The 26,153-nt window shown below is 36.0% G+C and carries 29 protein-coding genes; 22 read left to right on the plus strand and 7 right to left on the minus strand.

Annotated features, from left to right (window positions below; genetic code table 11):
- The first annotated feature begins 244 nt into the window (after positions 1-244).
- From GWJ01_RS17385 to GWJ01_RS17465, 17 genes are all read left to right on the plus strand, one after another.
- A complete protein-coding gene (locus GWJ01_RS17385; protein ID WP_109395185.1) occupies positions 245-553 on the plus strand; it encodes a phage holin, lambda family in 309 nt (102 codons plus the stop codon).
- Positions 546-950, plus strand: coding sequence for a structural protein (locus tag GWJ01_RS17390; RefSeq protein WP_109401821.1), 405 nt, complete (start codon positions 546-548; stop codon positions 948-950). Before GWJ01_RS17385 ends, GWJ01_RS17390 begins: the two co-directional genes overlap by 8 nt.
- Entirely contained in the window at positions 947-1,396 is a 450-nt protein-coding gene (locus GWJ01_RS17395) for a lysis protein (RefSeq protein ID WP_109401820.1), read from the plus strand. Before GWJ01_RS17390 ends, GWJ01_RS17395 begins: the two co-directional genes overlap by 4 nt.
- Before the next feature lie 96 nt (positions 1,397-1,492).
- Complete coding sequence (locus GWJ01_RS17400) at positions 1,493-2,005, plus strand: phage gateway protein (protein WP_161711382.1); 513 nt, start codon at positions 1,493-1,495, stop codon at positions 2,003-2,005.
- 8 nt (positions 2,006-2,013) lie between these two features.
- Positions 2,014-3,501, plus strand: a complete 1,488-nt coding sequence (locus GWJ01_RS17405) for a DUF3383 domain-containing protein (RefSeq protein ID WP_161711383.1) — start codon at positions 2,014-2,016, stop codon at positions 3,499-3,501.
- A gap of 10 nt (positions 3,502-3,511) precedes the next feature.
- Positions 3,512-3,964 (plus strand): phage tail fiber protein, encoded by a 453-nt coding sequence (locus tag GWJ01_RS17410; protein ID WP_075674211.1) that lies wholly within the window; start codon positions 3,512-3,514, stop codon positions 3,962-3,964.
- Positions 3,965-4,026: 62 nt separating this feature from the next.
- Complete coding sequence (locus GWJ01_RS17415; RefSeq protein WP_075674210.1) at positions 4,027-4,485, plus strand: hypothetical protein; 459 nt, start codon at positions 4,027-4,029, stop codon at positions 4,483-4,485.
- A gap of 82 nt (positions 4,486-4,567) precedes the next feature.
- Positions 4,568-6,871: a hypothetical protein gene (locus GWJ01_RS17420; RefSeq protein WP_161711384.1), complete on the plus strand. Its 2,304-nt coding sequence runs from the start codon at positions 4,568-4,570 to the stop codon at positions 6,869-6,871.
- Positions 6,872-6,873: 2 nt separating this feature from the next.
- Positions 6,874-7,362, plus strand: coding sequence for a phage baseplate protein (locus tag GWJ01_RS17425; protein ID WP_109401816.1), 489 nt, complete (start codon positions 6,874-6,876; stop codon positions 7,360-7,362).
- Positions 7,363-7,374: 12 nt separating this feature from the next.
- Positions 7,375-7,695: a phage baseplate plug family protein gene (locus tag GWJ01_RS17430; protein WP_109395177.1), complete on the plus strand. Its 321-nt coding sequence runs from the start codon at positions 7,375-7,377 to the stop codon at positions 7,693-7,695.
- Positions 7,664-8,476, plus strand: coding sequence for a baseplate hub protein (locus tag GWJ01_RS17435; RefSeq protein WP_075674206.1), 813 nt, complete (start codon positions 7,664-7,666; stop codon positions 8,474-8,476). The genes GWJ01_RS17430 and GWJ01_RS17435 overlap by 32 nt, the downstream gene beginning before the upstream one ends.
- A gap of 2 nt (positions 8,477-8,478) precedes the next feature.
- Positions 8,479-9,171 carry a Gp138 family membrane-puncturing spike protein gene (locus GWJ01_RS17440; protein WP_109395175.1) on the plus strand — a complete coding sequence of 231 codons (693 nt, stop codon included), beginning with the start codon at positions 8,479-8,481 and terminating at the stop codon, positions 9,169-9,171.
- Complete coding sequence (locus GWJ01_RS17445; protein WP_109395174.1) at positions 9,168-9,512, plus strand: hypothetical protein; 345 nt, start codon at positions 9,168-9,170, stop codon at positions 9,510-9,512. The genes GWJ01_RS17440 and GWJ01_RS17445 overlap by 4 nt, the downstream gene beginning before the upstream one ends.
- The gene (locus GWJ01_RS17450) at positions 9,505-10,692 is read left to right on the plus strand and encodes a baseplate J/gp47 family protein (protein WP_161711385.1); all 1,188 of its coding nucleotides are present in this window, start codon (positions 9,505-9,507) and stop codon (positions 10,690-10,692) included. The genes GWJ01_RS17445 and GWJ01_RS17450 overlap by 8 nt, the downstream gene beginning before the upstream one ends.
- Positions 10,689-11,345: a DUF2612 domain-containing protein gene (locus GWJ01_RS17455; RefSeq protein ID WP_161711386.1), complete on the plus strand. Its 657-nt coding sequence runs from the start codon at positions 10,689-10,691 to the stop codon at positions 11,343-11,345. The genes GWJ01_RS17450 and GWJ01_RS17455 overlap by 4 nt, the downstream gene beginning before the upstream one ends.
- A 5-nt stretch (positions 11,346-11,350) precedes the next feature.
- Complete coding sequence (locus GWJ01_RS17460; RefSeq protein WP_161711387.1) at positions 11,351-12,682, plus strand: phage baseplate protein; 1,332 nt, start codon at positions 11,351-11,353, stop codon at positions 12,680-12,682.
- A 63-nt stretch (positions 12,683-12,745) separates the two neighbouring features.
- Complete coding sequence (locus GWJ01_RS17465; RefSeq protein ID WP_161711388.1) at positions 12,746-13,162, plus strand: GNAT family N-acetyltransferase; 417 nt, start codon at positions 12,746-12,748, stop codon at positions 13,160-13,162.
- A 341-nt stretch (positions 13,163-13,503) separates the two neighbouring features.
- Here GWJ01_RS17465 and GWJ01_RS17470 read toward each other — a convergent pair whose 3' ends face one another.
- Positions 13,504-13,683: a GhoT/OrtT family toxin gene (locus GWJ01_RS17470; RefSeq protein WP_109395169.1), complete on the minus strand. Its 180-nt coding sequence runs from the start codon at positions 13,681-13,683 to the stop codon at positions 13,504-13,506.
- Positions 13,684-14,382: 699 nt separating this feature from the next.
- Between GWJ01_RS17470 and GWJ01_RS17475 the strand changes: the two genes are divergently transcribed.
- Positions 14,383-14,925, plus strand: a complete 543-nt coding sequence (locus tag GWJ01_RS17475; RefSeq protein WP_109401811.1) for a DUF924 family protein — start codon at positions 14,383-14,385, stop codon at positions 14,923-14,925.
- A 74-nt stretch (positions 14,926-14,999) separates the two neighbouring features.
- On the opposite strand, the gene GWJ01_RS17480 is transcribed toward GWJ01_RS17475, so the two are convergent.
- From GWJ01_RS17480 to GWJ01_RS17495, 4 genes are all read right to left on the minus strand, one after another.
- Complete coding sequence (locus GWJ01_RS17480) at positions 15,000-15,776, minus strand: dimethyl sulfoxide reductase anchor subunit family protein (RefSeq protein ID WP_098942386.1); 777 nt, start codon at positions 15,774-15,776, stop codon at positions 15,000-15,002.
- 3 nt (positions 15,777-15,779) lie between these two features.
- Positions 15,780-16,397, minus strand: a complete 618-nt coding sequence (locus tag GWJ01_RS17485; RefSeq protein WP_023581764.1) for a DMSO/selenate family reductase complex B subunit — start codon at positions 16,395-16,397, stop codon at positions 15,780-15,782.
- Between the two features lie 11 nt (positions 16,398-16,408).
- Positions 16,409-18,841, minus strand: a complete 2,433-nt coding sequence (locus GWJ01_RS17490) for a DMSO/selenate family reductase complex A subunit (protein ID WP_088495176.1) — start codon at positions 18,839-18,841, stop codon at positions 16,409-16,411.
- Between the two features lie 357 nt (positions 18,842-19,198).
- Positions 19,199-20,455: a mechanosensitive ion channel family protein gene (locus tag GWJ01_RS17495; RefSeq protein WP_161711389.1), complete on the minus strand. Its 1,257-nt coding sequence runs from the start codon at positions 20,453-20,455 to the stop codon at positions 19,199-19,201.
- 599 nt (positions 20,456-21,054) lie between these two features.
- Between GWJ01_RS17495 and GWJ01_RS17500 the strand changes: the two genes are divergently transcribed.
- The gene (locus GWJ01_RS17500; RefSeq protein WP_109401810.1) at positions 21,055-22,674 is read left to right on the plus strand and encodes a hypothetical protein; all 1,620 of its coding nucleotides are present in this window, start codon (positions 21,055-21,057) and stop codon (positions 22,672-22,674) included.
- Positions 22,675-22,765: 91 nt separating this feature from the next.
- On the opposite strand, the gene GWJ01_RS17505 is transcribed toward GWJ01_RS17500, so the two are convergent.
- Positions 22,766-23,344: an HdeD family acid-resistance protein gene (locus tag GWJ01_RS17505; RefSeq protein ID WP_109395166.1), complete on the minus strand. Its 579-nt coding sequence runs from the start codon at positions 23,342-23,344 to the stop codon at positions 22,766-22,768.
- A gap of 193 nt (positions 23,345-23,537) precedes the next feature.
- On the opposite strand from GWJ01_RS17505, the gene GWJ01_RS17510 reads away from it, so the two are divergent.
- Positions 23,538-24,392, plus strand: a complete 855-nt coding sequence (locus GWJ01_RS17510; RefSeq protein ID WP_161711390.1) for a D-amino-acid transaminase — start codon at positions 23,538-23,540, stop codon at positions 24,390-24,392.
- Between the two features lie 94 nt (positions 24,393-24,486).
- On the opposite strand, the gene GWJ01_RS17515 is transcribed toward GWJ01_RS17510, so the two are convergent.
- A complete protein-coding gene (locus tag GWJ01_RS17515) occupies positions 24,487-25,047 on the minus strand; it encodes a helix-turn-helix domain-containing protein (protein ID WP_161711391.1) in 561 nt (186 codons plus the stop codon).
- 85 nt (positions 25,048-25,132) lie between these two features.
- Between GWJ01_RS17515 and GWJ01_RS17520 the strand changes: the two genes are divergently transcribed.
- Positions 25,133-25,795 carry an AzlC family ABC transporter permease gene (locus tag GWJ01_RS17520; RefSeq protein WP_109395163.1) on the plus strand — a complete coding sequence of 221 codons (663 nt, stop codon included), beginning with the start codon at positions 25,133-25,135 and terminating at the stop codon, positions 25,793-25,795.
- Positions 25,795-26,121 carry an AzlD domain-containing protein gene (locus GWJ01_RS17525; protein ID WP_202611270.1) on the plus strand — a complete coding sequence of 109 codons (327 nt, stop codon included), beginning with the start codon at positions 25,795-25,797 and terminating at the stop codon, positions 26,119-26,121. Before GWJ01_RS17520 ends, GWJ01_RS17525 begins: the two co-directional genes overlap by 1 nt.
- Positions 26,122-26,153: the final 32 nt, after the last annotated feature.

Below are 26,153 nucleotides of genomic sequence, written 5' to 3' on the forward strand. Positions count from 1 at the left end.
AGCCTCACTTCGGTGGGGCTTTTTTGTTTCTCGATTTTCTTAACTAATATAAATTAACGATATCTGTTAAATTTTATCTTCAATTAAAGACCACAATATGGTCTTTTTTTATATCCGCCATTTATCTAATTAGATAAATAAAACATAAAGATACTCATATTAAAACAGTGCTTAAATTTAAGTGCTGTAGATGAGTATATTATTTATTACAGTTCCTCCTATTGGAGGTAAGCCATGAGAAACAATGAAAGAAAATCCAGATCTATGGGAACAGATATTTATTACTCTTTCTTCAATGAAAGAGCAAGGAATATCAGCCTCTCTAGCTGGAGGAATGGCTATTCTTCGAGGTTTATATAACGGCGGAGGATGGAAAAAAACCTCTATAGATGGGCTGATGTGTGCAATGTTTGCTTGGTTCGTAAAAGACATCTTAATTTTATTTAATATTAATCATGAGTTTGCTTACTTAGCCAGTGTATTTATTGGCTATGTTGGAGTGGATTCCGTGAGTAAACTCCTTAAAGGGAGAGCAGGAGTTAAAAATGGCTAAAATAGCACGAGGTGAGCGTAATAATAATCCGGGTAATATCCGGCATGGTTCGAAATGGCAGGGATTATCCGTAGAACAAACAGATAAAGATTTTTGCCAATTTATTTCACCTGAATATGGTATACGAGCTATCTACAAATTATTACAAACTTACCAAAAAAAATATGGTTTAAATACCATTAGAACGATTATTAATCGTTATGCTCCACCTAATGAAAATAATACAGAAGGCTATATTAGCCGAGCATCAAAAGAAATTGGTATTGATGCCAATAACCCAATTAATACACAATTAAAAAATGTCACCATTCCTTTAGCAATAGCGATTGTTAATATTGAACTTGGCTACCAACCTTATTCAAAAGAAGTTTTTGAAGATGCCTGGTTGCTGCTATGAGTTATTTATCAAAAATAATGCTAATGGCTATCTTATGCCTAGGTATAGGATTGCTCTGGTTAATTGATAAAAAAAAATCGCTGCAACAGGAATACGATAATATTAATCAATCTCTTATCCAGCAGATTGCAGAAAATAAAGATTATCAATTAAGAATAAATCGGCTTAATCAACTTGATAATCGTCATTTACAGGAACTTGTTCATGCAAAAAAAGAAATTGATCAGTTACGTGATATTAGTGAGCGCGCTCCTGAGCGGGTGTATATCAAAGCAGAGTGCCCTAAAGCCGCAACCACTTCCACCACCGGCTTGGTTGATGCAAACACCGCCAGACCTACTGACACCGCTATCCGAAATTATTGGGTACTCAGAGAACGAATTACGCAGTCAGAACAGATCATTTTAGGTTTACAAGATTATATTCGCCAAGAGTGTATTAATTAAAAATATCTTTAAGTAATTTATAATCAATAAAATTATTTATAAACAAAATGGGTTAAATATTTCTAAAGAAAAGGAGAATTATATTAAGGAGGTGAAATGAAAGATAATGATATTAATATTGCCATTCGTGAACAACTATTAAAACAATTCAAATCAGCAGATATTAATGTTGAGGTTATTGCTGGTTTTCAGCCAGAGAAAAGACAAGATAATAATATTATTATGTTTTTCCCTATAAAGGAGGTTGGCCAAGGTTGGCAAAAAAGAAATTATAATATTCAAGGTAATAATGCAAACCATAAAGAACAACAACTGTTTGAATTAACATTCCAGGTTCAAGGTTTTATTAAACAATATTCAAATTTAACAGCAGGTGATTTAGTTCGAATGACTCGAATGATTATTAATTCGCTGTCTTTTGTTGAATCAATGAGAAATGTAGGAATAGGGATACAACGAGCGAGCGAAATTAGACGGTCGCCAATAATAAATGCTGGAAATAGCTATGAGCATAATCCTTCATTTGATTTTAATATCACTTTTTCCAGCACTTTATCTTTAGACACTGCTGCTACAAATTTACTTATTTCTAATCTATATCGTATTTAAGGATAAATATGTCTATTAAACAAACTCGCTATATTGATATTGCGAGCGCGGTTGTTGGTGCATCGGCTGCACCTATGCGCAAACTTACAGCTCGTATTTTCTCAACAAACCCTAAAATTCCAGCGGGGAAAGTACTTGAATTTGCCAGTGGGCAAGTGGATGAGTTGCTTGGTGCAGGATCACTAGAAGCTAAATTCGCTCGTCAATATTTTAGTTATGTTAGCCCTGCGCCTATTAGCAAACCTAAAGAGCTACAAATTGCTTCTTTCGAACCTGTAGGTCGGGCACCGACATTATTTGGTACACCAGCAAAGACACTTGATAAATTAAAACTAATTGAAGAAGGGACACTGAGTTTAACTATTGGTGATGTATCCAAAAATATTACGGGTATTTCACTGACTGAGGTTGAGTCTTACGCAGATGTTGCTTCTCTTATTCAAGCAAAACTAAACGCTGAAAGTGAGCCTCAATTTGCAAGTTGCTACGTTACTTTTAATGCTCTTGATGGTGCTTTTTTGATGAGTAGTGGTGTACAAGAAAAAGCGACGATCACTATGGAACATTCGCCTTTAGCTGATGCTATGGGATTAAGTGACGGAGAGGCATCTGAAGGTAATGTTGCACAAACAGCTCTTCAAGCATTTATCGCTGCCGAAGCGATTTCTGATTCATTTGGTAGTGCGACATTCTTAACCGAGCTTTCGGTAGAGCAAAGTGTTGAGCTCGCAGAGTACATTGCAGGTGAAAATGTAAAATATCAGCTCTATTTGTCAGTTCCAGATAAACAAGCTGAAATTTACAGTAAAGCATTAATTGGTACGGCATCAACAGGCTTAAATTTAAAAACAGATGATGGCTTTTTTGTTCAAGCTCTACCTATGGCAATTATGGCGGCAACAGATTTTGATCGCACAAACGCGACAACTAACTATATGTATCGCCAATTTGGTATCACTTTCCCATCTCAAGTTAAGACAGATATTGCAGCTGATCGATTAGATAAATTACGCGTGAACTACTACGGTGAAACGGCTGTTACTGGTACTGATATTAGTTTCTATCAACGTGGTTTTTTATGTGGAAATGCTTCTAACCCATTAGATATGAGTGTTCATACTAATGAGCAATGGCTAAAAGCCTATATCGCACAGCAATGGTTGAGTTTATTACTTTCGACCCGCGGGATCCCAGCTAATAAAGATGGAGAAGCAAGAGCCATGATGGTTATTGCCGGCGCTGTTACGAAAGCATTAAACAATGGCACTATTCTTACTAGTAAAATGCTGACTGAAGTACAAAAAATCGCAATTACAGATGCAGCAGGTGATGATTTAGCGTGGCACGATGTACAAAACAAAGGTTATTGGTACAACGCTGAAATCGTTGAAGAAACAGGTCCTTCAAATTTATCAGAATACACTATGAAATATGTATTAATTTACGGTAAAGGCGATTGGGTTCGTAAAGTTGAAGGCTCACACAATTTAGTTTAAGGAACAAACAATGAACGATATTTCAGCAACAGGTTTGAGTTTAATTATTCAGGCAAGCAACACATTTCCTGCAGGTATTCCTATTACCACATTTTCGGATGAGGGTGATCCATTAGATTTGCCGGCTGTCGATATTACAGCAACCGCAGTAGATATTAATGGTAATTTAGTGAGTTGGTCGGCACCTACACCTCAAACTGTGACAATCAACGTATTAGCAGGTAGCGAAGAAGATGAAAACTTGGCTATTTTGCTTGATGCAAATACAGCAAGACGAGGACGTCGTCATGCAAGCGATATTATTACACTAGTGGCTTCTTATGGTGATGGTTCTATTACCACTGCTCGTAATGGCAGAATTACTAATGGTAGCCGTGGTAATTCAATTTCAAACAATGCTCGCCTTAAATCTAAGCAATACACCTTCATTTTCCAAGACTTTGATCGTGTCAGAGCACGTTAATTTTTAGCGTTATTCATTTAATGTAATGGCGACTTCGGTCGCCTTTTTTATGGAATTTAATTATGTTAATTAAACCAAAAGAGATCACTGTTATTGATAGTGATCGTGAAGAACACACTTTTATTATTAGCCGATTACCAGCAACGATTGGACGAGAAATTCTTGCTAAATACCCTTTATCAAATGCACCCAAAATTGGTGATTATGAAGTTAGCAAAGAAGCCATGTTAAAAATGATGGCTTATGTTGCAATCGAAAAAGAAGGGCAAGAAATTTATCTAAAAACCAGCACATTAATTGATAATCATGTGCCCGATGGAGAAGCTTTGATCCGTCTTGAGCTCGAAATGTTGAAGTACAATACCAGTTTTTTCGGCAAAGACGGGAGCCAAAATTTCCTACAATACCTTCTAGGCAAGTTCAGCGGTTCTCTCCCGTCGATTATAAAAACGCTGATGGCTTCTTTGCAGTCATCATCTCCGCGGGTTTCGCCTCCTTCACAGAACTCAAAACAACCATAGATCTAGAAGAAGCCTTTGATCTGTGGGAGATCGCGATTACTAATCGTTATAACGAGGCGCTTGCCGCGTCAAAGGAGAGATAATGTCTCTATTACAGGTATTTTCTCAGGTACTGATGTTGGAGGCTGAAGTATCTGATAGTGCATTAGCAAATATCAGAAAATCGGCAGATGAAATCCTTGTTGAGATGAAAAATATTGAGCAGGGTGTTTCAGACGGTATCACTAGTTTCTATAATTTTGTTCAAGAAATTCATCTCAATCTTGGTGAATTACCCGAAGATCATGACATAAGTATTTCATTTAATAGTGATGAAATTACAAGTGCTTCTGTAATCGTTGAAAATTCAATTCAAAGCATTGTTAAAAGCGCGCTAATGGGGACGCAAGAGTTTGATAAATTCTTGCAAGAAATCTTAGTGGGTCTGTTGGGCTTATCACTTGATGAACCAATAAATATTGATCTTAATATTAGTGAAACTCAAGATAAAATTAATTCAGTAACACAAAGTATTGATTTTCTAAAAAGTTCTATGTCGGTATTAGATTATCAAAGAGGATTGGTTAATAACAATGGCGCGGCTGAAGCCCATATTTTAGCAAGTCTCAATGCTGAATATGATGCAATGGAGGATCAACTATCCTCATTGAATAATGAATTGGGATCTTTAACTGAAGCCGAGAAGAAAAATAAAGAAAGTAAAATTGCTATCGATGCGCTCATTAAGCAATTAGGTGCTGATTACGATACTTTTATTAGCACAATGCAAACACAAGGCATTAAGGCTGCGGTCGAAGAAGCAAAAGCTCAACGTCGATTAGGCGAGAGTGTTGATGAAACAGGTAAGAGCTATCAAAAAACCGTAGAGAAAATGAAGGATTATATTCTTAACGCTATGGGGGTTAAGGATATTACTGGAGCTTTACAAAAAGTTTTCACTGCTTCATTAGATCGTGCCAAAGAAATAGAGTCATTAGATAAACTGAGTAAAAAAATAGGTATAGCGGCTATTGATATCGATGCTTTTTCAGGTGCTATGGCTGAAATGGGGGGAACAAAAGAAGCCGCTCAAGCCGATTTAACTGCAATGGCAAATGCATTTACTGATACCGAAGATCCTATTGAACAACTTTTAAAAACCGCAGATAAAGTCAAAGGAATGAGCTTTGACGGAGCCCAAAAAGAGCTGGAAAAATTGGGTGTTGTGGATGAAAAAACCATTGAATTAATGATGAAAGGCCGAGAAGAATTAGAGCGCACAATGGGGGTGCAAAAACAATTCTCTGGTATTAATGATGAAAGTATCGAAAGTTCTATTCAACTTAATGCAGTAATGAATAAATTTGATCAATTAGCGGGGCAATTAAAAAATAACTTTTTGGAGATAATCATTCCTGTTCTTGCAAAAGGAATAACGTGGTTTGATAAATTAGTTAATTTCTGTATTGAGAATAAAGATTTTGTTATCGGTTTTTTCTCCGCTATTGGTAGCGCTGTTGCTATTTATTATCTGCCTGCGATGGTGTCTGCGGCAGTTGCTACACTTGCCACTGCGCTTCCTATATTAGCTATTGCAGCTGTTATTGGTCTCTTAGCGACAGCATTTAAACTCGTCTATGACGATATTATGAATTTTATTAATGGTAATGATTCAATGATAGGTAGTATTTTGGATCAATACCCCGCGCTTAAAGACGCAATAATGGTGGTATGGGAAGCATGGCAAGTTTTTGTTCAATCTTTAAAGATTGCTTCAAAGGTTATTGCTGAACAATTTATTGCTGCTTGGAATTATATATCTGACGCATTTAACCAATTTGTTATAGCGCTTAATGCGGGCATTAATAATATTATCGAGTGGGGGCAATCAATAATAAGTGTCTTTATTTTTGTCTCTGATGCAGTGGTTAGTGTTTTTAGTTGGATGTGGGAATATATAGAGAAAATATTAGGCTGGGTTAATGAGGGTATTGATTCCATAAAAGGGATTTGGCAATCAGCAAAAAGCTTTTTGGGAATGGAAGATGACGAGAAAGAGGTCACTGTTGTTCAAAAAGTAGAGCGAAAATTATCTGATGAAGGTAGTCTCAATTATACCCTGCCACAGTCAAATCCAACGATACGATATTATAATCCAATACAAGATGTAAATGCGTTAAATAATGGATTAACACTATCTTCAACAAATAGTTTAAACCCAATGACTAGCCAAATGATCAGTAACCAATCAAGCATTAAAAATGAAAATAATGTTCAAATTGGTGAAATCAGAGTTGAAACACAAGCCACTGATGGCGTTGCTGTTGCAAAAGTTCTTGATGAGACATTGAAAAATAAAGCCTCTAAAGAAATATCAGAGCATTATTCTAGCGGAGGGAAGGCTTAACTATGATAACGGAAGTTAGAATTTTTGATTTAGAGTCATTCACAACACTATTTGATAGCGTTAATCCGATGAAAGTTTCAATTACTGATAGTCATCAAGTTATTAAATTTGCAGTTGAAAATGGTGAAAATCGTAGTGACCACGTCATTATTAATCCTATTAGCATAGGCGTCGAGTTATTATTAACGGGTGATATTGCGGATCGTTATTCTATTATAAAGCAGCTTTATGACGAACATACATTAGTGGGAATTCAAACCAGAGTTAAAACTTATCAACCAATGTTGTTAGAAAGTTTGACTCACGATGAAGATCCCCAAAAAGTGAATGCCATCGAATTAAAACTTAAATTTACAGAATGGAAAACAATAGAGCCCGAATATAATAAAAAATCCTCTAAATCAACCAAAAAACCAAAGCAAACCTCAACAGTCAATCGTGGAAATGTCAAAAGTAAAAAATCAACACAAGCAGGAAAAAAAGAAAAATAGGAGATAGATAAAATGCAGGTTATTCCATTACAAGCTATTCCTAATCAGCGATTTTCTGTAGAGATAGCCGGTGTTGATTGGACATTTACGCTAAAAGTCGCTAATCGAACAATGTTTTGTGATATTGAGCGAGATGGTGAAGTGCTTATTACAGGTATTCGCTTAGTTGCTAATACACCCATTATTCCTTATCGCTATTTAAACCAGGGGATTAATTTAATGTTTCTAACAGAAAATGATGCTTTACCGTGGTATGAGGAATTTACAAAAACACAATCATTAGTGTATTGGAGTAATGAAGATGGATCTTCGGCGTATAAGGGTGGGGATTGAGGTCGGTGAAAGGCTTCAATGGTATGAAGGATTGCGTATATCAGCAGGAGGAAAGAAATATGCAAATCCATTACAAAACGAATGTAAAATCGCTATTACAGGGCTTAATACCGAGACAAGAGATTATTTGCTGACGGAAACAAGTCCTTATAATAAAAATAAGCAAGTTCGACGACTTTATTTAGAAGTTGGTCGAATTAACTCTGGGCTATTCTCACTTTTTATTGGCGATATTGTCAGTGCAGAAATAGACTCTCCTCCGGATGTCACCGTAACGTTATCTGCAAAAACTAGCCACCATTGTTCTGGAAAAATTATTTCTTCTAGTGGTGGCGCAATTCAAAAATTGAGTGAAATCGCGTTAACCATTGCTAATGATTGCGGTGTGAAATTGGATTTTCAGGCGACCGATAAGAATATTGCTAATTGGTATTATTGTGGCTCTGCATTACATCAAATAGAGCGTTTACAAGAGTCGGGAAATGTTAAAGCTTTTATTGATGATGATACGTTATTCGTAAAAGATGATGATAAAGCATTAAAAAGCCGATTTCGTATTTTGAATATGAATTCAGGCATGATTGGAATTCCCAAAGCCACTGAGAGTGGCTTAACGGTGAGTTATCTTATCGATAGCACATCTGAACTAGGCGGAATGCTTCGGCTTGATAGCAAATTAAATACCTCACTAAATGGTGACTACATTATTGAGCAGCTTGAATTTAAAGTTGCTTCACATGATGCAGATTTCACTTATACCGCAACGTGTAAACGAGCTTAATTATGAGTAAACCCAATAATGATATTGCCAGTGTTGGTTCACTGGCAGGGGCTTTTTCGTCTGCATTCCGCCATTTAATGATGAATACAGATGATATGTTACCCGCAACCGTCATTAATTATGATGAGCAAACTAATCGAGCCATGATCAAACCTTTGGTCATGATGTTGACTACGGATGATGAAAAAATCTCTCGGGCACCGGTTGCTAATATTCCCGTGTTTCGATTTGGTGGTGGCGGTTTTTTTATTAGAGCGCCAATTAAACCGGGTGACTTTGGCTGGCTAAAGGCGAGTGATCGCGATATTAGCCTTATTTTTCAACGTGGTGGTTTGGAAGATCAACCCAATACAACACGATTACATTCGTTTAGTGATGCTATGTTTTTTCCTGACACGATCAAAGGATGGGCGATTGATGGGAAGAATATCGACGCCTTGGTTATTCAATCAATGGATGGTTCAGTCTGTTTCTCTCTTCATAACGATAAAGTTGTATTAGAAGCCCCCAAATATGAAATCAATGCACCTGAAACGATATTTACTGGCAATGTAACTGTTAATGGTAATTACGCCGTAAATGGCAATAGTGATTCACAAGGTGGAGTGATGCGCCATAACGGAAAAGATATCGGCTCAACACATACTCATGGTGGAGTGCAATCAGGGAAAGATAATACAGGGAGTCCAATATGAGGACATTTTCAATAAATCAGCAGAATGATTTTGCGATAGGTACTGATGGTAACCTTCAAATTTGTGACAACGATGATGCAGTAAAAAATCTTTGTCAGCACTTTATTAAAGCTGTACGCGGTGAAATGCTACATAAAAAAGATAAAGGAATTCCTTATTGGTCAGCAACATTTAGCCGACAAGTTGATATTCCTTTATTTGAAATGGCATTTCGACAACGTATTGCTGAAATAGAGGAAGTTGTTGCTATCACTTATTTCCATGCTTTTCTAGAAGAGGGGATATTGAAATATCAGGCAGATATACGCACGATATATGGAGGATTTACATTGAATGGCTAACTATCGTTATATTAATAATAAAGGGGTGATTGTTCCAGACACATTGACGTTACGAAATAATGTCGAAGATGAATTTCGCACTGTATTTGGTCAATCTATTAATTTATCGCCAGAAACCCCACAAGGGGTATTGGCAACTATGGAAATTGAAAATAGAGATGCCATTGTTCGTAATAATGCCGAGCTTGCAAATCAAATAAATCCTGATATTGCTGGTGGTGTTTTTCTCGATGCAATTTGGGCGTTAATGGGCGGAGAGCGTATTAATGCCACACATTCCTATTTAAGTGACGTCGAGTTTACTGGTATCCCTGGTACTATTATTCCTAAAGGCTCTCAGGCTCTCACAATAACAGGTGCTACCTTTGAAACTTTATCACCATTAATTATCGCTAATAACGGGAAAATTAAAGGCGATATGCGAGCCAAAGAATATGGCCCTATTGCTTGTGGCGTTGGGCAATTAAATAAAATGGCAAGTTCTGTCTTAGGATGGGAAAAAGTAAATAACTTAACCCATGCTGTTGTTGGTCGCCATGCTGAGTCAGATATAAAGGCAAGGCGTCGGCGTAAACAAACATTAGCTAAAAATACAGTTAGTGTTGCAGAAGCAATTACCTCTTCGTTATATGAATTAGAGGGAGTTAATTCTCTTTCTTTTCGTGAAAATTTTAATGATAAAGCGTTAGTTGTCGATGGTATCTCATTATTACCTCATAGCATTTATGTGTGTGTAGAAGGTGGAGATAGCCATGAAATTGCTAAATCATTATTAAGAACAAAAACAATAGGCGCTGCATTTAATGGTGATATTGAAATAAATGTAATAGAGCCAGCAAGTGGGCAAGAATATCCTATTAAGTTTTCACGCCCGAAAGAAGTGCCTGTGTTTTGCCGTGTGTCTGTAAAAAAATCCAATATTGATGCGCAAACCATTATTCCTAATGCGTTAGAGAAATGGGTTCAGGGCGAAATAGATGGAGACAATGGGCTGGTAGTTGGACGAGAAGTTTCTCCTTTTGAAATTTCAGCAGCGGTTAATGCGGTTGAGCCTCATTTATTTGTCACTAAAGTGGAGCTTTCAACAGATGGAAAAAATTGGAATGTTGCATTAATTCCTATCAAACTTAATCAAATTGCCCGATTACCAAAAGGGGCGGTACAAGTGGTGATCGCATGAATATTCAAGAATTTGATTTTCATTCTGATCTACTAAAAGCGATCCTCTGGCAATATGAAAATGCAGATAAATTAAAAGCATTAGCTCATTTAAAAGCCACTTACTTTAATCAATCTACGGTTACTTTTTGGCAAAATTGGTATCGAGATGTCTTTAATATTGATACAGCTAACGATTTTGGTTTATCAGTATGGTCACGTATTTTAGATGTGCCTTTAGGCATTGATATTCCTCCTAGTGATAAAAATAAAATAGGTTTTGGTTTTGGTAAAAAGAAAACCAATTTTAAAGCAAATTTTCGACGAAATGCTGATTACACTTTATCGCTGACTTTAGATCAAAAAAGAATGCTAGTGAGAATGCGTTATTTCAATCTCACTCAAAGCCCTACAGTAACCAATATTAATGAATTTCTTAAACGTTTTTTCTGGTGTGAGGATAGCAAGGTTTTTGTGCTCGATCCTTTTGATATGACGTATATGTATTACGTTTTTAATTTTAATCCAGATGAACGTTTACGCCTTTTATTAGAAAACTTCGATTTAATGCCTCGCCCTTCAGGTGTAGGTGTCAAATATCGCATCATAACCAAAAAAGCTTTTGGTTATGGTCAATATCGTAAAAACTTTCTGAAGAGTAATTTCGGAGAATAATCCCTATGACTAAAATATTTAAAACCCCCTTTGCAACACAAGGGGATAAAACAGTTGTACCTGTTGAAATACAATCTGATGGTTCTGTCTCTTATACACAAGGCTATGGTTATGATTATGAACGTGACCAAGTGACTGATCCGGCTGCAAAAGATATTGAACGTGAAAAAATGAATAGTTTATTTCACGATATCACCGAGTCTATTGGTGAAATGCAATTGCAGGGTTTTGCTAAGTGGTCGGAAGCGGGGAAACCTTACCCTATTCGTAGTGTGGTTTATCATCAAAATAAAGCTTGGCAGTCTAAAATTGAAAATAATAATGTTGAGCCAGCCGCAGGTAATGCATGGATTGAATTAAAAGCTGATATTAATGCAAATGATGTTGGTGCTTATTCTAAAGTTGATGCAGATAAACGTTTTCAACCCGTAGGTAAATATCAAGCTGAAGGCTATGGTTATTCAAAAGTGGAATCTGATACCAAATATCAACCTAAAGGGAATTATGCCCCAGCTGGAAATTATGCTAATAAAGGGGAAAGCTATACCAAAGTAGAATCGGATGGTAAATATCAGCCCAAAGGAAGTTATCAGCCTGTGGGAAATTATGCGACTAAAGGTGAAAGTTATACTAAAGCAGAATCTGATAGTAAATATCAGGGGAAAGGGAATTACCAAGTAGCGGGAAATTATGCGACTAAAGGCGAAAGTTATACTAAAATTGAAACTGATGGGAAATATCAGCTCAAGGGGAATTATGCTATAACTGGGAATAGTTATTCAAAATCAGAGAGTGACAATAAATATCAGCTGAAAGGTAATTACGCTACAATTAACAGTCTTTATCCTGTCGGTATTGTTGTTTGGTTTGCTCAAAACAAAAATCCTAATACATTATTTCCTGGAACTAAATGGGTATATATTGGAGAAAATAAAACAGTACGTTTAGCCAATAGTAATGGTAATAATGTATTGCGTAGTGGTGGTAATGATTCAGTTATATTGACAACTGCTAATTTACCCCCACATCAACATAATTTTTCTGGAACTACATCAAGTTTTGATTATGGTACGAAAAACACAAATGTTGCTGGATCCCATACACATATTTATAATGAATGGGCTCAAGGGAAAAAACCATGGAAAATTTCTTTGCATGATGTTTTATTTGGCTCTGAACCTCAAAAAACGAATCCATCAGGAGAGCACTCTCATACTGTTACATTAGGTGCTCATGCTCATACCTATTCTGGTACTACGGCGAAAATAGGAAATGGCTCGGGTATTTCTGTAGTTAATGCATATATAATGTTAATGGGATGGTATCGAACTCAATAGTTTTTTATGTAGTTATATAATATAACCTTCTAAATATTAGAGGCTGTTTAACAAAAAAACACCATGAAAATCATCCCAGCCACATACCATCATCTTTCTGCGCTTATTGAGTTAGATACCTATGCTCAACAGGATGCTTCGCGTATTGAAGAAATTAAAGCTTGGCTATCTAGCCAAGCTGTTTATCTTCTTGAAGTGGATGCACAGATTGTGGGTTATGGTGTTATTCATCATCACTTTTTTAACCAGCCCTTTATTGAACTTGTGATGATAGATAAGAAGTATCGCCAAAAAGGCTATGGAAAACGCTTGATTACTTATTTTCAAGAAAATACACAAGGAGATAAGCTATTTACATCAACCAATAAATCTAATCATGCAATGCGAAATATGCTAATTCAGTTAGGGTTTATTGAAAGTGGTTGTATTGAAAACCTTGATGAAAATGATCCTGAAATGATTTATTGTTTTATTAAATAAAAAGAACTTCTTATAGTATATTAAACAAAAACCTTCTAGGAATAGAGGGTTTTTAACGAAATTGCTTTATCTTATTTTATTACCACTCTCAATTTTCATGGGGATATAGTCATTAACCTCCTTCATTAAATTCTTTTTTGGTCTAATAGATAATATCAGCAATGACATTTTCAATAAATATATTTTAGCGATAGTTATAAAAACAATTCTCTATTTTATAAAATAAATATGATATCATAATATATTGATATTACTTAATAAAATTATAATTTAAAACAGTAAATAGCCATTATTCTAATTTAATAGAATATAACTACTGTTATTAAGATTAAATTAAAAAATTAACTAAAAATAGAGAAGATAAGTGCCATAGGAAAGCTAAGAGGCCAAGTTAAGGCAATTAATAATGCGCTTAAAAGGCGCATGGCAAGACTAGGATCTTTGGTTAAAAAGAAAGTAATAATAAACGATATTAGAGCCCCAATAAGGTAGCTTATTCCAATAATAGAGATAGCAGACATAACAGATCATTCAGTAAATAGACTGCAACAATTGTACTCCAAAATTGTTAAAGAAACAGAGGAATAGAGCAAACTTTTCAATAAATGTCATCACTAATGTGTAAATTTTAAACATTCATCTCACTTTTGATCTCTGGTTTCTTTTGGGGTAATCACACAAGATAATAACAAGATTAAAGCCGAAAAAATTAAAAGTTGAAATATAGTGCATTGATTTAACTGGTTATTTATAACAATCTTTATTGTCATAAAATGCTGTTTTTTTTAAAATAAAATAAGACGGTATAGATCTTTTTTAGTGGTTTCACTATAAAAATTAAAATATTCAACTGCTGATTTTTAAGGCAAGGTAGTGATACAGAGATAAATTTGATGTTTGTAAAATGTGCGGACTAATTAAATTGCATCATAATATCGACAGAATGTAATAAATGGAATGAATACCACTTTATACAGACTTGTAGATAAATTGGCTTATGGATGGCGCGACTTAATGGATTTAAGCGTTAGCTAGGAAGCATTTTAAATCCCCTTTAAAGATTAAAGAGGGGATTTATTTTTATGTCCTTTTCGGATAGGGATTAATAGCTGTTGCTATATTAAAATGGTAATTTACCAAAGTAGTAACTCGCCAATGACGTTTATTTTGATGAAAATAAACGCTATTTTGATTAATAAATAACTAGCGTGGTAGTTTTTATGATCCCTTATCAATCAACTTTGACGTTTTGGTTTGAAGAATGCACACCAGAGCAATGGTTTAAAAAAGATAGCCAGTTTGATAAAGAAATTAGCCGTAGATTTGGTGAATTATGTTTAAGTGCAAGTCGTGGTGAACTGGCATCGTGGAGAGAAACGATAGAAGGGCGCTTAGCTGAGATTATTATTCTTGATCAGTTCTCGCGTAATATTTGGCGTGATACACCAAAAGCCTTTGCCCAAGATAATATGGCGTTAATCTTAGCGCAAGAAGCTATCCGGTTACCTGAATATCTGACATTAACCCCCGTTAAACGCAAGTTTATGATAATGCCATTTATGCATTCAGAATCACCTAAAATTCATCAAGATGCGGTTATATTGTTTTCTCAACTTAATGATGAAAATACTTATCAATATGAACTAAGACACAAAGAAATTATTGATAAATATGGTCGTTATCCTCATCGTAATGACATCTTAGGTCGAACATCTACGCCAGAAGAATTAGATTTTTTACAGCAACCTGGCTCTTCATTCTAAAAAAAATGCATACCTTTTCGGGTATGCATTTTTGTCTCTTTTTTATGACTGATTAATCAGTCATAACATCAAGATCACATGGTAATATGCCATAAATTATAAAAGGCGATACGGCCTGATAATTCAGCAATAATGACTGCTGCTGCACAAGTTGCTAGCGTCATTTTTGATGCTTGCGCTTTTACTGCAGTAAATCCTACGATAACCACACCTAATGCTAATACAGCTAACTGGAATCCCCAAAATAGAGATTGGTCAGCGCTAAGTTCTGGGCCTGTAAAGCCAAGGAAGCTAACATAACCAGAGCGTGTAGCAAAAGTAATAATGGCACCGATAATAAAGGACAATGCACCTAAGCGTCTTGCACCTGTTGCCATTGCTAAAACACCGCCGCCAACTAATAGCGTCATCCAGAATTGCAATGTGGTGTAGTCTGTATTCCAGTTAGCAATTGTAGGAATATGATAGACTTGAGGAATTGACCAAACAAATGCTAGACCAAAAACAACGGTAAATAGGTTACAAATTTCACGTAAACCCTTCCATTTTTTCATGATAGTGAGTGCAACAGTTGCAAAAGCAAAACCTGTAAATACACCACTTAAGAAGGCTTCGTTACTCATTGGAGAGCGACCAACGCCTAATAGCATATTGAAAAAACGTAGAGGTTGACCAACGTGTAATCCACCAATGCCTAAGCCAACTAATGTTAAGATCAGGGCTAAAATATTGGCATTACGCAGTTGGTTTTCATCAATTTGACCTAATTTTTTACTGATATAAGCAATAAGAAACAAGCCTGCTGCTGAAGAACCTAAAACAGTAAAAAAGACTAGAGGAAGTTCATGCATGGTTTATACCTCCGCCGCATTTTGAACTGAGCCGGTTTTATCACCAGAAGGTTTAGCTTCTTTGTGTGCTTTGATCACGATATTTGGATTGGTCAAACTAGGATCAGGCATTGGCGCGATACCACATTCAGTACCGTGTTTTGCTCTGATCACTTCAATATCATCAAAATCAAGCGCACGTTGAGGACAAGACTCAACACAAACCGGTTTCATGCCTTGTGCTACACGTTCGTAGCAACCATCACACTTAGACATGAGTTTTTTCTTCTCATCGAATTGTGGCGCACCATAAGGGCAACGCAATTCGCAATAACGGCAACCAACACAAATATCTTGGTTAACAACCACTAAACCATCTTCTTCACGTTTATGCATAGCGCCAGTTGGGCAACCTGCAACGCAAGTAGGGTTTGAACAGTGGTTACAAGAAATGGATAAATAATAACTATAGATATTTTGTGTCCAGATCCCGTCTTGTTTTGCCCAGCTACCACCACCGTATTCATAAACACGACGGAATTTAGGGCCTAAATCTAAATCTTTTTCATCCTTGCAACTGACTTGACATGTTTTACAGCCAGTGCATTTAGTGGAGTCAAAATAAAAACCATATTGCTTCATGAGTTAACTCCTTATGCACGTTTCACTTCAACAAGGTTTGTATGTTGTGGATTTCCTTTAGCAAACGGCGATGGGTGCCAGCTTGTTAATGTATTAATACATCCACCTGTATCTACACCTGTTGTATCAAGTGAACGCCATGCACCTTGCGGTACTGCAATCACACCAGGTAATACACGATCTGTAACTTTGACGAGAATATTTAAACGACCACGGGCATTATAAATTTCAGCGATATCGCCAGATTTTAATCCGCGTTCAGCCGCATCAATTGGGTTTAGCCAGAATTGATGAGGAATAGCTTCACGTAACATAGCAACGTTATAGTAACTTGAGTGAACGTGGCCTTTATCGTGGAAACCAGTCATTTGCAGAGGGAATTTCTCTTTAAGCTTAACGTTTTCGACACCTTCTTCATTCTTACAATATTCTGGAATTGCAGGGATACGATCGCCTTCTGGTAACACCCAGCCATCAGTATCTTGCATTAGTTTTTCAGAATAAATTTCAATCTTACCTGACGCTGTTTTTAATGGATTAGCGATAGGATCTTGACGGAATGCTTCAAGTGCAACGTATTGATTACGGTTAGGTAATTTACGATCGATAATTCCTACATCATTAGTTTCTGCAAATGTAGGCAGCGCTGGGTTTTTCTCACGCATTTGGTTATAGCAATATTCAATCCACTCTTCGTAAGTACGACCTTCAGTGAATTGTTCTTTGGTACCCATCTTTTCTGCAATGTCAGTTAAGACATCATAGCAAGGGCGGTTTTCCCAAAGTGGTTTAATTGCATTTTGTAAACGGACGACATAGTGGTAAGCACCACTTGCGTAAGAGTTATTGATAAGATCGTTTGTCTCAACCGTTGTCACATCTGGCAGTAAAATATCAGCGTATTTTGCAGATGGTGTCATGTGGTTATCCCACACTAAAATAAACTCACATTTTGATTCATCTTGCAGTAAATCATGTGTTTTATTCAAGTCAGCGTGTTGGTTACCAATCACGTTACTGGAATAACACCACATAAATTTAATGCCCGTATCGAGTTTATCTTTATTTCTGACACCTGCATTTTTGCTGGTAAGCTGATCACCACGAGCAATTGCTTCAGACCACATAAATGTTGGGATTAATGTCTTAACTGGGTTAGGTAAAGCAAAGCTTGCAACTGGATAAGCAACGTTACCACCCCAACAGCCTGTATTTGTACCAGGGCGACCGATATGACCTGACATTAATGGTAGCATCATAATCGCACGACATGCTTGCTCACCATTTGAAGTACGCTGGATGCCCCAACCTTGAGAGATCCACGCCGCTCTTGCACCGCCAATTTCACGCGCTAATTGGATAATACGTGCAACAGAAATACCGGTTAATTTACTTGCCCACTCAGGTGTTTTTGCAATGCCATCAGGACCATTACCTAAAATGTAATCTTTATAAGAGCCATTTTCAGGTGCTGATGCAGGTAATGTTTGTTTATCCCAACCGACACAATATTCACGTAAGAAGTCTTCATCGGTGATACCTTCTTGGATCATCACATAGCCTAATGCAGCCACTAATGCAGCATCAGTACCCGGATAAATAGGGATCCATTCGGCACCTAATGTTGTCACACTGTCGGTACGACGAGGGTCGATGATGATAACTTTACTTTTGCTCTTATCTAACGCATTTAACGTTTCATAGAACTGACCACCACCAGACATACGTGTTTCAGCAAGGTTATGACCAAACATCACCACTAAGTCTGAATTCTCAATTTCTGTTAACAGTGATTCCAGCATATCGCCATAAACATAAGGCACAATACCAGTTAATTGAGAGTATGAATAAGTACCATAGTCACTTAAAAAACCACCGACAGTACTTAATAAACGTTTACATGCAGTTCTACCGTGTAAGTTTGCACCAGTAGAGCCTGTACCATATTGGTAATAAATGGACTCATTACCATATTTTTCGATGGTATATTTTAATTTTTCCGCGATGATTGAAGTCGCTTCATCCCAAGAAATACGCTCAAATTTACCTTCACCACGCTTACCAACACGTTTCATTGGGTATTTTAAACGATCTGGATTATACGTTTTCCAGCGTACAGAACGACCACGAAGACACGGACGAATTTGGTGAAGACCAAATGTTGAATCGTCATACATAGTTTCATTAGAAATACGGCGAATAACACCATCTTTCACATGAACTTTTAATGGACAACGGCTACCACAGTTCACTAAACATGCACTGTACTTGATAGTTTCAGAAGTCTCATCAGGACGAATACCCTGGGGAGTTTGAGCATTAGCAGCGAATGGTAATGAAACCGTTCCTGCAACAGCGGCAGCACCAGAAATAACTGCTGCAGACTGAATGAATCCACGCCGACTCATTTCAGTAATAGAAGTATTATTTTTAATTTTTGACATTGACATTACCCTAACATTTTTCACAACAAGTAAAGTTGTATATATATGTTAAGTTATAACCCTTCTACCTATAATGATTTATATCAATATAAAAAATGTTAATAACGTTATATAAAAAATAATTATTAAACAAATGGTTACATTTTCGGGTTAATACCACTTTAGTGGTAAATAAAATATCAAATAAATAGAAATTGACAATCGATCGATATGTAAAATATAACATATCGTTTTTTGTTAATATATAGAAAAACAAGATTGTTAACATGATAACAAAATAAAAGATTAAAAATATTTGTTAATAAGAAAAGTAAAAAAGAAGAATAATTCTTCTTTTTTACTTAATATGAAAATAATTTATTGTGGATTATTTTCGGCAGGAAATCTGAGTGCTCTTACATCATTTCCAGTTGGTGATTGATGAACTCTTAAGCCAAATTGAGGCAAAATAGCAAAGATATGATCAAATATATCTGATTGAATAGCCTCGTATTGAACCCAAACTGTGGTGTTAGTGAAAGCATAAATTTCAATGGGAAGCCCATCCGAGGTGGGTGCTAATTGTCTTACCATAATCGTCATTTGCTTATGAATGTTAGGATGGTTTTTTAAATAGGCTTCAACATACGCACGGAAGGTTCCAATATTGGTCATGCCACGTTGGTTTAATGGTGTTTGACATTCATTGCTCAAAGTTGCATTGAATTGATTAATTTCGCTTTCCTTATTTTTGATATAAGGTTCTAATAAGTGAGCCTTTTCTAGATCATCAAGTTGTTTTTTATCTAAAAAGTGGATGCTATTAATATCAAGAGCAAGACTTCGTTTAATACGACGTCCACCTGATTTTGTCATTGCTTGCCAATTTTTAAAGGAATCTGAAATCAGAGAATAAGTTGGAATAGTGGTGACAGTATTATCCCAATTACGCACCTTAACGGTCGTTAAACTAATATCAATAACGGCGCCATCAGCTCCATATTTAGGCATCTCTAGCCAGTCACCAAGGCTTATCATATTGTTTGCAGATAGTTGAATACCGGCAACTAATCCCATAATAGGATCTTTAAACACCAACATTAATACAGCCGTCATGGCACCTAAACCACTGAGTAAAATAAGTGGTGATTTGCCAATAAGTAGGGAAATAATCATTATCCCAATTAGCACAGAGGCTGCGAGTTTTAAGCTTTGAAAAATACCTTTTAAGGGTAATCGACCAAATGAGGATGAATTTCTCATGATCTGCATACAGAGATCCATAATAGAGAAAAGCATCAACAAGCCGAAAATTAAACACCATGCTTGAGCGCTGGTGGTGAGAATTTCTTGTGTTTTACCTGATCCCATCCACACCAGCGCTTGGATATTAACAACAATACCTTGGATTAAAAAAGCAAAACGACTGAATAGTTTATTTATTTCTAGAGAAAGTTGCCATTTCTGATCGTATTGAGTTATTGCTTTGGAAATTTTAGGTAAGACTAACTTGTGCAAAATAAAATGGAGAATAATTGCAACAATAAAAATAATGGCTAAAACGAGTAGGAGAGAAGCGATTTGGGCATACTCCTCATTGAATTGACGTATCCATGTAAGCAGTTGCTGCTGCATAAAATATCCTCATAGTTAATGTGGGCTGTTTATTAAGAGTACAGAAAAGAGAGCTTAGTTCAAGAAGGTGAATTTTTTGTTACGAAAAATGCGAGAGTACACGAGGTAATGAATAAGTGTAAAGAGAGGGGGAAAAGCCAGAAATAGTCTTTTGTGCGATGAGGGTGCTATTTCTGGCTTTATGCTGCATTTTATTTTTAAATCAAATAATTACAGTAAACGAGTTGATGATAATTGTACAACAACTTGGTGCAGGTGAGTAATAAAAGAAGTCATTGATTTCATGTTAAGTATCCTATTAATAAAATGTGATTCACGTCACAAATATTTTCTAAGATTGATTTTAATCACATTTCCATAACAGTCAATAGCTTTATACAAAAATATTTTAAAATTTAAATTATTTTTATATTAAAGGCATTTTTTAGCGCTCAATTAGGGATGGTTTTATTAGGGGTATTTTTTATCTTATTGTTTATTAAGTATTTATTTCTTCCATCTAACAACAATACTTAGTTGACTTTTTTCTATTGTGATTTTCACTCAAAGTTTTTGCTTTAAGCTAAAAATGGAATCGGAAAAAGAAAGGAAATCACTCAATGAATATCGAAACAAAAGAAGAACGCTTACAAAAAATTATACAAGGTGAGAAGGACACTCTGGCTTTTCAGCCCCCTATTTATAATGCACAATCACAAGTTGTTGATGATGATGTGGAAATTGAATTTAATCAAATCAAATTATCACCCGATGAAGCTGATAACGAAGTCAAAATAAATAGAGTCATCAAATATGAGGTTATTGTAACGGGGATTAATCTGCGTTTAGCCGAATGGCGTACAAGCCCTAAAGGGATTTTAGTTTTACCTAATAATAAAGATGTCTACATTACGATAGTGGATAATAATAAAACAGAGATTTCTTTAACGGGAAATCGTAATGGTGTGGCGTCATTGCAATTGATATTAAAAGATGAAGATGATGAAAGCATTGTGTATTATGCAACGCCGATTCAAATTCGAGTTACGCCTACAAAGCCTAATCCTAATACTGATTGCATTGCGACTAACTGTGAGAAGTTTGATGACTTACTGACAATACGTTCGGAATCTATGCAATGGCCGAGTAAATGGGAAAGTGTGTCTAAAAGTTTTGTAGTGCATTTACAGGATAAAGAAGGAGAAGATGTTTCAAATAAAGAGGTAAGGCTCGTCTATAATGCTGATAATAGTACCTTAGGGGTTGAGCCAGAAGTTTATAACGCTGATGGTGAAAAAATTAATGTTGGGAAAACCAATAAATATGGTATCGCGAACTTTAAAGTGAAATTTAAAAAGAGTGAACCTAAACAAATTGCTATTTTTTATGCTGAATCTGAAAATAGCGAAGACCCAACTAAATCTCTTAAATCAAGAGATTACTATGTTGAAATGACAACGGAAAAATTACCATCGCCAAAAGTTCCAGCAACACTTAATGGTATTTTAAGCTATCACAGCGAAAATTATTGTGTGAATGCAAACCTAATTTTAGGACGTGATATTAGCGAAAGCACACAGGTTGGTTTTTATTTTAATGACCAATTAAAAATGTTGCCTTGTACTGATAAGTCAGCAGTTTCGGTAAGGCTGGAAAATCAAATGCTAACTAATGGTATTCATTACATCTCTTTCTTTACGGTTGATATCTTTGATAATATTTGTTTCTCTCGCCGTGAGCGTATTATTGTCGATAACTCTTTAACGGGGGAGTGCAGTAAGCAAATTAAAAATATTGCACCAAAACCTTGTGTAAGTGTCACTATTCCACAAATTTGTGATCGCTATTTTAACTCTGTAAATATCAGGCTTGTACCTTCACTATGTTTACAGATTAAGAACCGAGTTGCTAAAATGAATATCCAAAAAATGGTTATCATCTTTAATGGCTACTCTAAAGTAAATAGTAGTGAAAGAACGTTAGTGTATCGTTCTACACTGGAAATTTATGCTGATGATCCTCGTTTAGGGAATTTCTTGTATGATACAACGGCAAATAATGATCCTGTTAATATTGTCGAATTACTTGAGCCAGCTTTAGAAAGTATTTTGTCAGATGCGTTGCCAAATATTGAAGTCGGACAATTAGGTATTCAAGTGATGGTTTTTGAAAATACAGGCAATTGCTACCTTTGCGGAGAAAATATGTATACGGTATCTCTGCGCTTACCTTGTGCTTGATGTCTCTGCTTCGTTTTCCATAAATTAAGAGCCACTTATGTGGCTCTTAGTCTATATAAAATGGATGAGATTATTATTACTGAATAGTCAATTAATGGGTCATTCTTTTTATTGCACTGATTATCGATAATATTGTGATAGAACTTAAAATGAGTTGTATACCAATCAATGCCATAACTAATGCCACAGAGGTTTCAGGGCCGAAAGCAAGCAAGAAATAGGCAATCACTAAATCTAAAAATCCCACCAAGATATTAAACCAGCCATAAAAATTATCTTTGATCTGTTTAAAACCTATATTTAAACGTAATATTCCTGCAAAAATAAATAAAAAGCCGATAAAAAAGGCGAGGCTAAGCATACCTTTTAGTGGGTCGGTGACAAAAATATAGCCAAGCAGGAGATAAATAAAACCCGCCAATAATGTGATCAACATTGACCAACCAGAAGAGATTTGAGCATTAAAACCACCAATAATGCTGGATATTGCACAGGCAAAAAATACAATACCGAGTAATACGCTGATAACAATGCCAGAAGAAAGTGGGTTAATAATACAGATAAAACCTGCAATGAAACCCAATGTGGCAATAACAGTCATTAAAGTACATTGTTTTTTAACCAGTTTCTCTGTTAGCTGAGATAAATTATTTTTATTAATATCTAACATAGCCACCTCTTATCCTTATATTTGGTACATAAGTTAAATTATAGCAATTTCTGCTTATATAACATGGCTTAGTTACATAAAACTATAATTAAAAAGGGGTAGGGGTGTGGAAGATTGTCTTTAAAATAGAAAACTGAAAGAGTAAGGTAGTGGATTGAGATAAATTGTTAATAAAATTTATAACGGAGGTAAAATGTCTGATATCGTGTATTTAAACAGTCACTTTGTACCTAAAGAGCAGGCTAGAATATCTGTTTTTGACCGTGGTTTTTTATTTGCAGATGCCGTTTATGAAGTTACTGCCGTTATTGATGGTCAGCTCATTGACTTTAATGGGCATTTTCAACGCTTACAGCGTTCATGCAAAGAATTAGCTCTATCGCTTTCTATTACTAAAGAGCAACTAATTGATGTTCATCATCAACTTATCGAAAAAAATAACCTCCATGAAGGGCTTATCTATTTACAAATAACACGAGGTACTGATTCCTCTCGTTTTTTTGATTTTCCGGCTTCATCTGTTCCTTCTACAATAGTTGCTTTTGTTCAGCACTCCACAGTCATTAACCATCCCAATGCAAAAAAAGGTATTTCGGTAGTGAGCGTTGAAGATATTCGCTGGCAACGTTGTGATATTAAAACAGTGGCATTATTAGCGGCATGTTTAGCAAAACACCATGCACATCAACAAGGTGCTGATGATGCTATTTTAATTAAAGATGGCTATATAACAGAAGGGAGTTCAAGTAACTTCTTTATTGTTAATCACGATAATGAAATTATTACACGGCCATTGAGTCAGAATATTTTACCCGGTATTACCCGCCAAGCGATTATTCAGTTAGCGCAAGAAGAAGGGCTTAAAATAACAGAACGTCTATTTACGCTTGATGAAGCGAAAAAAGCAAAAGAAGTTTTTATTAGTTCAGCAACCACATTAATTTGGCCAGTTGTTTCAATCGATAATGAAGATATAAATCAGGGAAAGGTTGGGCATTTATCTCAACGGCTACGAGAGATCTACCTTGATAAAGCACTTAAGAAGTAATTGAATAAGCAGATATTCTTTATCAAATTTATCGCACTGCTTTTGGGATGTCGATGGTAGTGTAGCAGTGCGGTAAATTCATAATTTTATTATGTTAATTATGATGTTCAATAATCATGACGGCGGTTGTGTCAGGTTCTAAAGCTCGTAATACATGAGTGACATCACCAGGATAGCAAATATAATCACCAGGTTGTAATTCTTGTTGATCATCTAAAGTGCCTACCATTGCACTGCCACTGATAATAATAATATGTTCAGTGACATTCTTACTGTGGGGATCTGAAACTCTATCTTTTCCCGGCTGTGCAATTACCGTGTATATATCTCGTTTAGCACCCATTGGACAGGATGAAAGTAAAAAAGCATGGTAATAGGCTTTCTCTGCGCTAATTTTAAAGCCATCACCTTTACGTATTACCTTCACTTCAGGCTGTGGCGCTGAAATAAGTTGAGAAAAAGGGATGTTTAACGCAACACAAATTGCCCAAAGTGTTTCAATACTTGGGTTTCCCTGTCCTGCTTCTAATTGAGATAATGTTGATTTTGCAACACTGGCTCGTCTTGCTATTTCAGCAAGTGAAAGGCCCGCTTTTTTTCTTTCTCTAGCCAGTGCTTGAGAAATAATTTCAATAGGCGCACAAGGCGATGACATCATAGATTCCTTCAAAAATCATCTTGCAAAAAAATAAGTCGTTCAACATAATGAACGAATGGTTCGATAAAAAATACTACATTCTATGGAAATTAACAGTCGTCTTGATAATAACGTACTTAGAGATATTGTGCTTGTTTCATTAGCAGATGGTATCGTCGGTATCTCTTATGGTGCATTAGCACATACCCAAGGTTTTGATTTTTGGGTACCGTTGGTGTTATCCATTTTTGTTTTAGCGGGTGCTTCCGAATTTCTTTTTATTGGCGTTGTGGCGATGGGAGGAAGTGCAATATATGCAGCTCTTGCTGGATTAATGGTCAATGCACGACATATTCCCTTTAGTATGGCCGTAAAAGATTTACCGGGAAAAGGGCTTAAATCATTATTAGGTTTTCATATATTAAATGATGAAAGTGTTGTATTTGGTTTATCTCAACGTACTGCTGAACAAAATAAATTAGCATTTTGGGCTTGTGGGTTGGGTATTTTACTGGTTTGGCCTTTAGGAACTATGCTTGGTGTTTACTTAGGGTCATTTATTGTAGATATAAAGATGTTAGGGCTAGATGCAATGTTCCCAGCCATCATTCTCGCATTAAGTTTACCGGCATTAAAAAATAAACTAACACGCCATGCAGCAATAATAGGAAGCATCATTGCACTTGCAACCACATTATTCCTCCCTGTTGGGCTCCCCGTTTTATTATCACTATTTGGCGTATTGTTCGTGATAAGGAAAATATAATGTCCACGGCACCTATTATTACAGGAATTATTATTCTTGCTGTCGGTACATACGCCATGCGTCTTTCCGGCATATTACTCAACAATAAAGCGGGGGTGTCAGAGAGAGTTAAAGAGATCCTCTCATTGTCGGCGATTGTTATTCTGTTTTCAGTGGCGATGACATCGACATTTTTTGATGGTGACCAACTTGCTGATATCTCAAAAGTTATTGGTGTGGGTGTAGCAGGCGTACTTACTTGGCAGAAAAAGCCTTTTATTATGATTGTACTGAGTGCCGCAATAGTAACAGCAGGTTTACGTTGGTTAATTAATCTTTGGGGATAATCTCCCTTTAGGGTATTACCGTAATAAAATAA

The sequence above is a fragment of the Proteus sp. G2618 genome, assembly GCF_009915995.1.
Taxonomy (GTDB): domain Bacteria; phylum Pseudomonadota; class Gammaproteobacteria; order Enterobacterales; family Enterobacteriaceae; genus Proteus; species Proteus terrae.

Excerpts from the sequence above, each read along its gene's own strand:
- GWJ01_RS17385 (WP_109395185.1), top strand. The coding sequence starts at position 245 with ATGAAAGAAAATCCAGATCTATGGGAACAGATATTTATTACTCTTTCT.
- GWJ01_RS17390 (WP_109401821.1), top strand. The coding sequence starts at position 546 with ATGGCTAAAATAGCACGAGGTGAGCGTAATAATAATCCGGGTAATATC.
- GWJ01_RS17395 (WP_109401820.1), top strand. The coding sequence starts at position 947 with ATGAGTTATTTATCAAAAATAATGCTAATGGCTATCTTATGCCTAGGT.
- GWJ01_RS17400 (WP_161711382.1), top strand. The coding sequence starts at position 1,493 with ATGAAAGATAATGATATTAATATTGCCATTCGTGAACAACTATTAAAA.
- GWJ01_RS17405 (WP_161711383.1), top strand. The coding sequence starts at position 2,014 with ATGTCTATTAAACAAACTCGCTATATTGATATTGCGAGCGCGGTTGTT.
- GWJ01_RS17410 (WP_075674211.1), top strand. The coding sequence starts at position 3,512 with ATGAACGATATTTCAGCAACAGGTTTGAGTTTAATTATTCAGGCAAGC.
- GWJ01_RS17415 (WP_075674210.1), top strand. The coding sequence starts at position 4,027 with ATGTTAATTAAACCAAAAGAGATCACTGTTATTGATAGTGATCGTGAA.
- GWJ01_RS17420 (WP_161711384.1), top strand. The coding sequence starts at position 4,568 with ATGTCTCTATTACAGGTATTTTCTCAGGTACTGATGTTGGAGGCTGAA.
- GWJ01_RS17425 (WP_109401816.1), top strand. The coding sequence starts at position 6,874 with ATGATAACGGAAGTTAGAATTTTTGATTTAGAGTCATTCACAACACTA.
- GWJ01_RS17430 (WP_109395177.1), top strand. The coding sequence starts at position 7,375 with ATGCAGGTTATTCCATTACAAGCTATTCCTAATCAGCGATTTTCTGTA.
- GWJ01_RS17435 (WP_075674206.1), top strand. The coding sequence starts at position 7,664 with ATGGATCTTCGGCGTATAAGGGTGGGGATTGAGGTCGGTGAAAGGCTT.
- GWJ01_RS17440 (WP_109395175.1), top strand. The coding sequence starts at position 8,479 with ATGAGTAAACCCAATAATGATATTGCCAGTGTTGGTTCACTGGCAGGG.
- GWJ01_RS17445 (WP_109395174.1), top strand. The coding sequence starts at position 9,168 with ATGAGGACATTTTCAATAAATCAGCAGAATGATTTTGCGATAGGTACT.
- GWJ01_RS17450 (WP_161711385.1), top strand. The coding sequence starts at position 9,505 with ATGGCTAACTATCGTTATATTAATAATAAAGGGGTGATTGTTCCAGAC.
- GWJ01_RS17455 (WP_161711386.1), top strand. The coding sequence starts at position 10,689 with ATGAATATTCAAGAATTTGATTTTCATTCTGATCTACTAAAAGCGATC.
- GWJ01_RS17460 (WP_161711387.1), top strand. The coding sequence starts at position 11,351 with ATGACTAAAATATTTAAAACCCCCTTTGCAACACAAGGGGATAAAACA.
- GWJ01_RS17465 (WP_161711388.1), top strand. The coding sequence starts at position 12,746 with ATGAAAATCATCCCAGCCACATACCATCATCTTTCTGCGCTTATTGAG.
- GWJ01_RS17470 (WP_109395169.1), bottom strand. The coding sequence starts at position 13,683 with ATGTCTGCTATCTCTATTATTGGAATAAGCTACCTTATTGGGGCTCTA.
- GWJ01_RS17475 (WP_109401811.1), top strand. The coding sequence starts at position 14,383 with ATGATCCCTTATCAATCAACTTTGACGTTTTGGTTTGAAGAATGCACA.
- GWJ01_RS17480 (WP_098942386.1), bottom strand. The coding sequence starts at position 15,776 with ATGCATGAACTTCCTCTAGTCTTTTTTACTGTTTTAGGTTCTTCAGCA.
- GWJ01_RS17485 (WP_023581764.1), bottom strand. The coding sequence starts at position 16,397 with ATGAAGCAATATGGTTTTTATTTTGACTCCACTAAATGCACTGGCTGT.
- GWJ01_RS17490 (WP_088495176.1), bottom strand. The coding sequence starts at position 18,841 with ATGTCAAAAATTAAAAATAATACTTCTATTACTGAAATGAGTCGGCGT.
- GWJ01_RS17495 (WP_161711389.1), bottom strand. The coding sequence starts at position 20,455 with ATGCAGCAGCAACTGCTTACATGGATACGTCAATTCAATGAGGAGTAT.
- GWJ01_RS17500 (WP_109401810.1), top strand. The coding sequence starts at position 21,055 with ATGAATATCGAAACAAAAGAAGAACGCTTACAAAAAATTATACAAGGT.
- GWJ01_RS17505 (WP_109395166.1), bottom strand. The coding sequence starts at position 23,344 with ATGTTAGATATTAATAAAAATAATTTATCTCAGCTAACAGAGAAACTG.
- GWJ01_RS17510 (WP_161711390.1), top strand. The coding sequence starts at position 23,538 with ATGTCTGATATCGTGTATTTAAACAGTCACTTTGTACCTAAAGAGCAG.
- GWJ01_RS17515 (WP_161711391.1), bottom strand. The coding sequence starts at position 25,047 with ATGTCATCGCCTTGTGCGCCTATTGAAATTATTTCTCAAGCACTGGCT.
- GWJ01_RS17520 (WP_109395163.1), top strand. The coding sequence starts at position 25,133 with ATGGAAATTAACAGTCGTCTTGATAATAACGTACTTAGAGATATTGTG.
- GWJ01_RS17525 (WP_202611270.1), top strand. The coding sequence starts at position 25,795 with ATGTCCACGGCACCTATTATTACAGGAATTATTATTCTTGCTGTCGGT.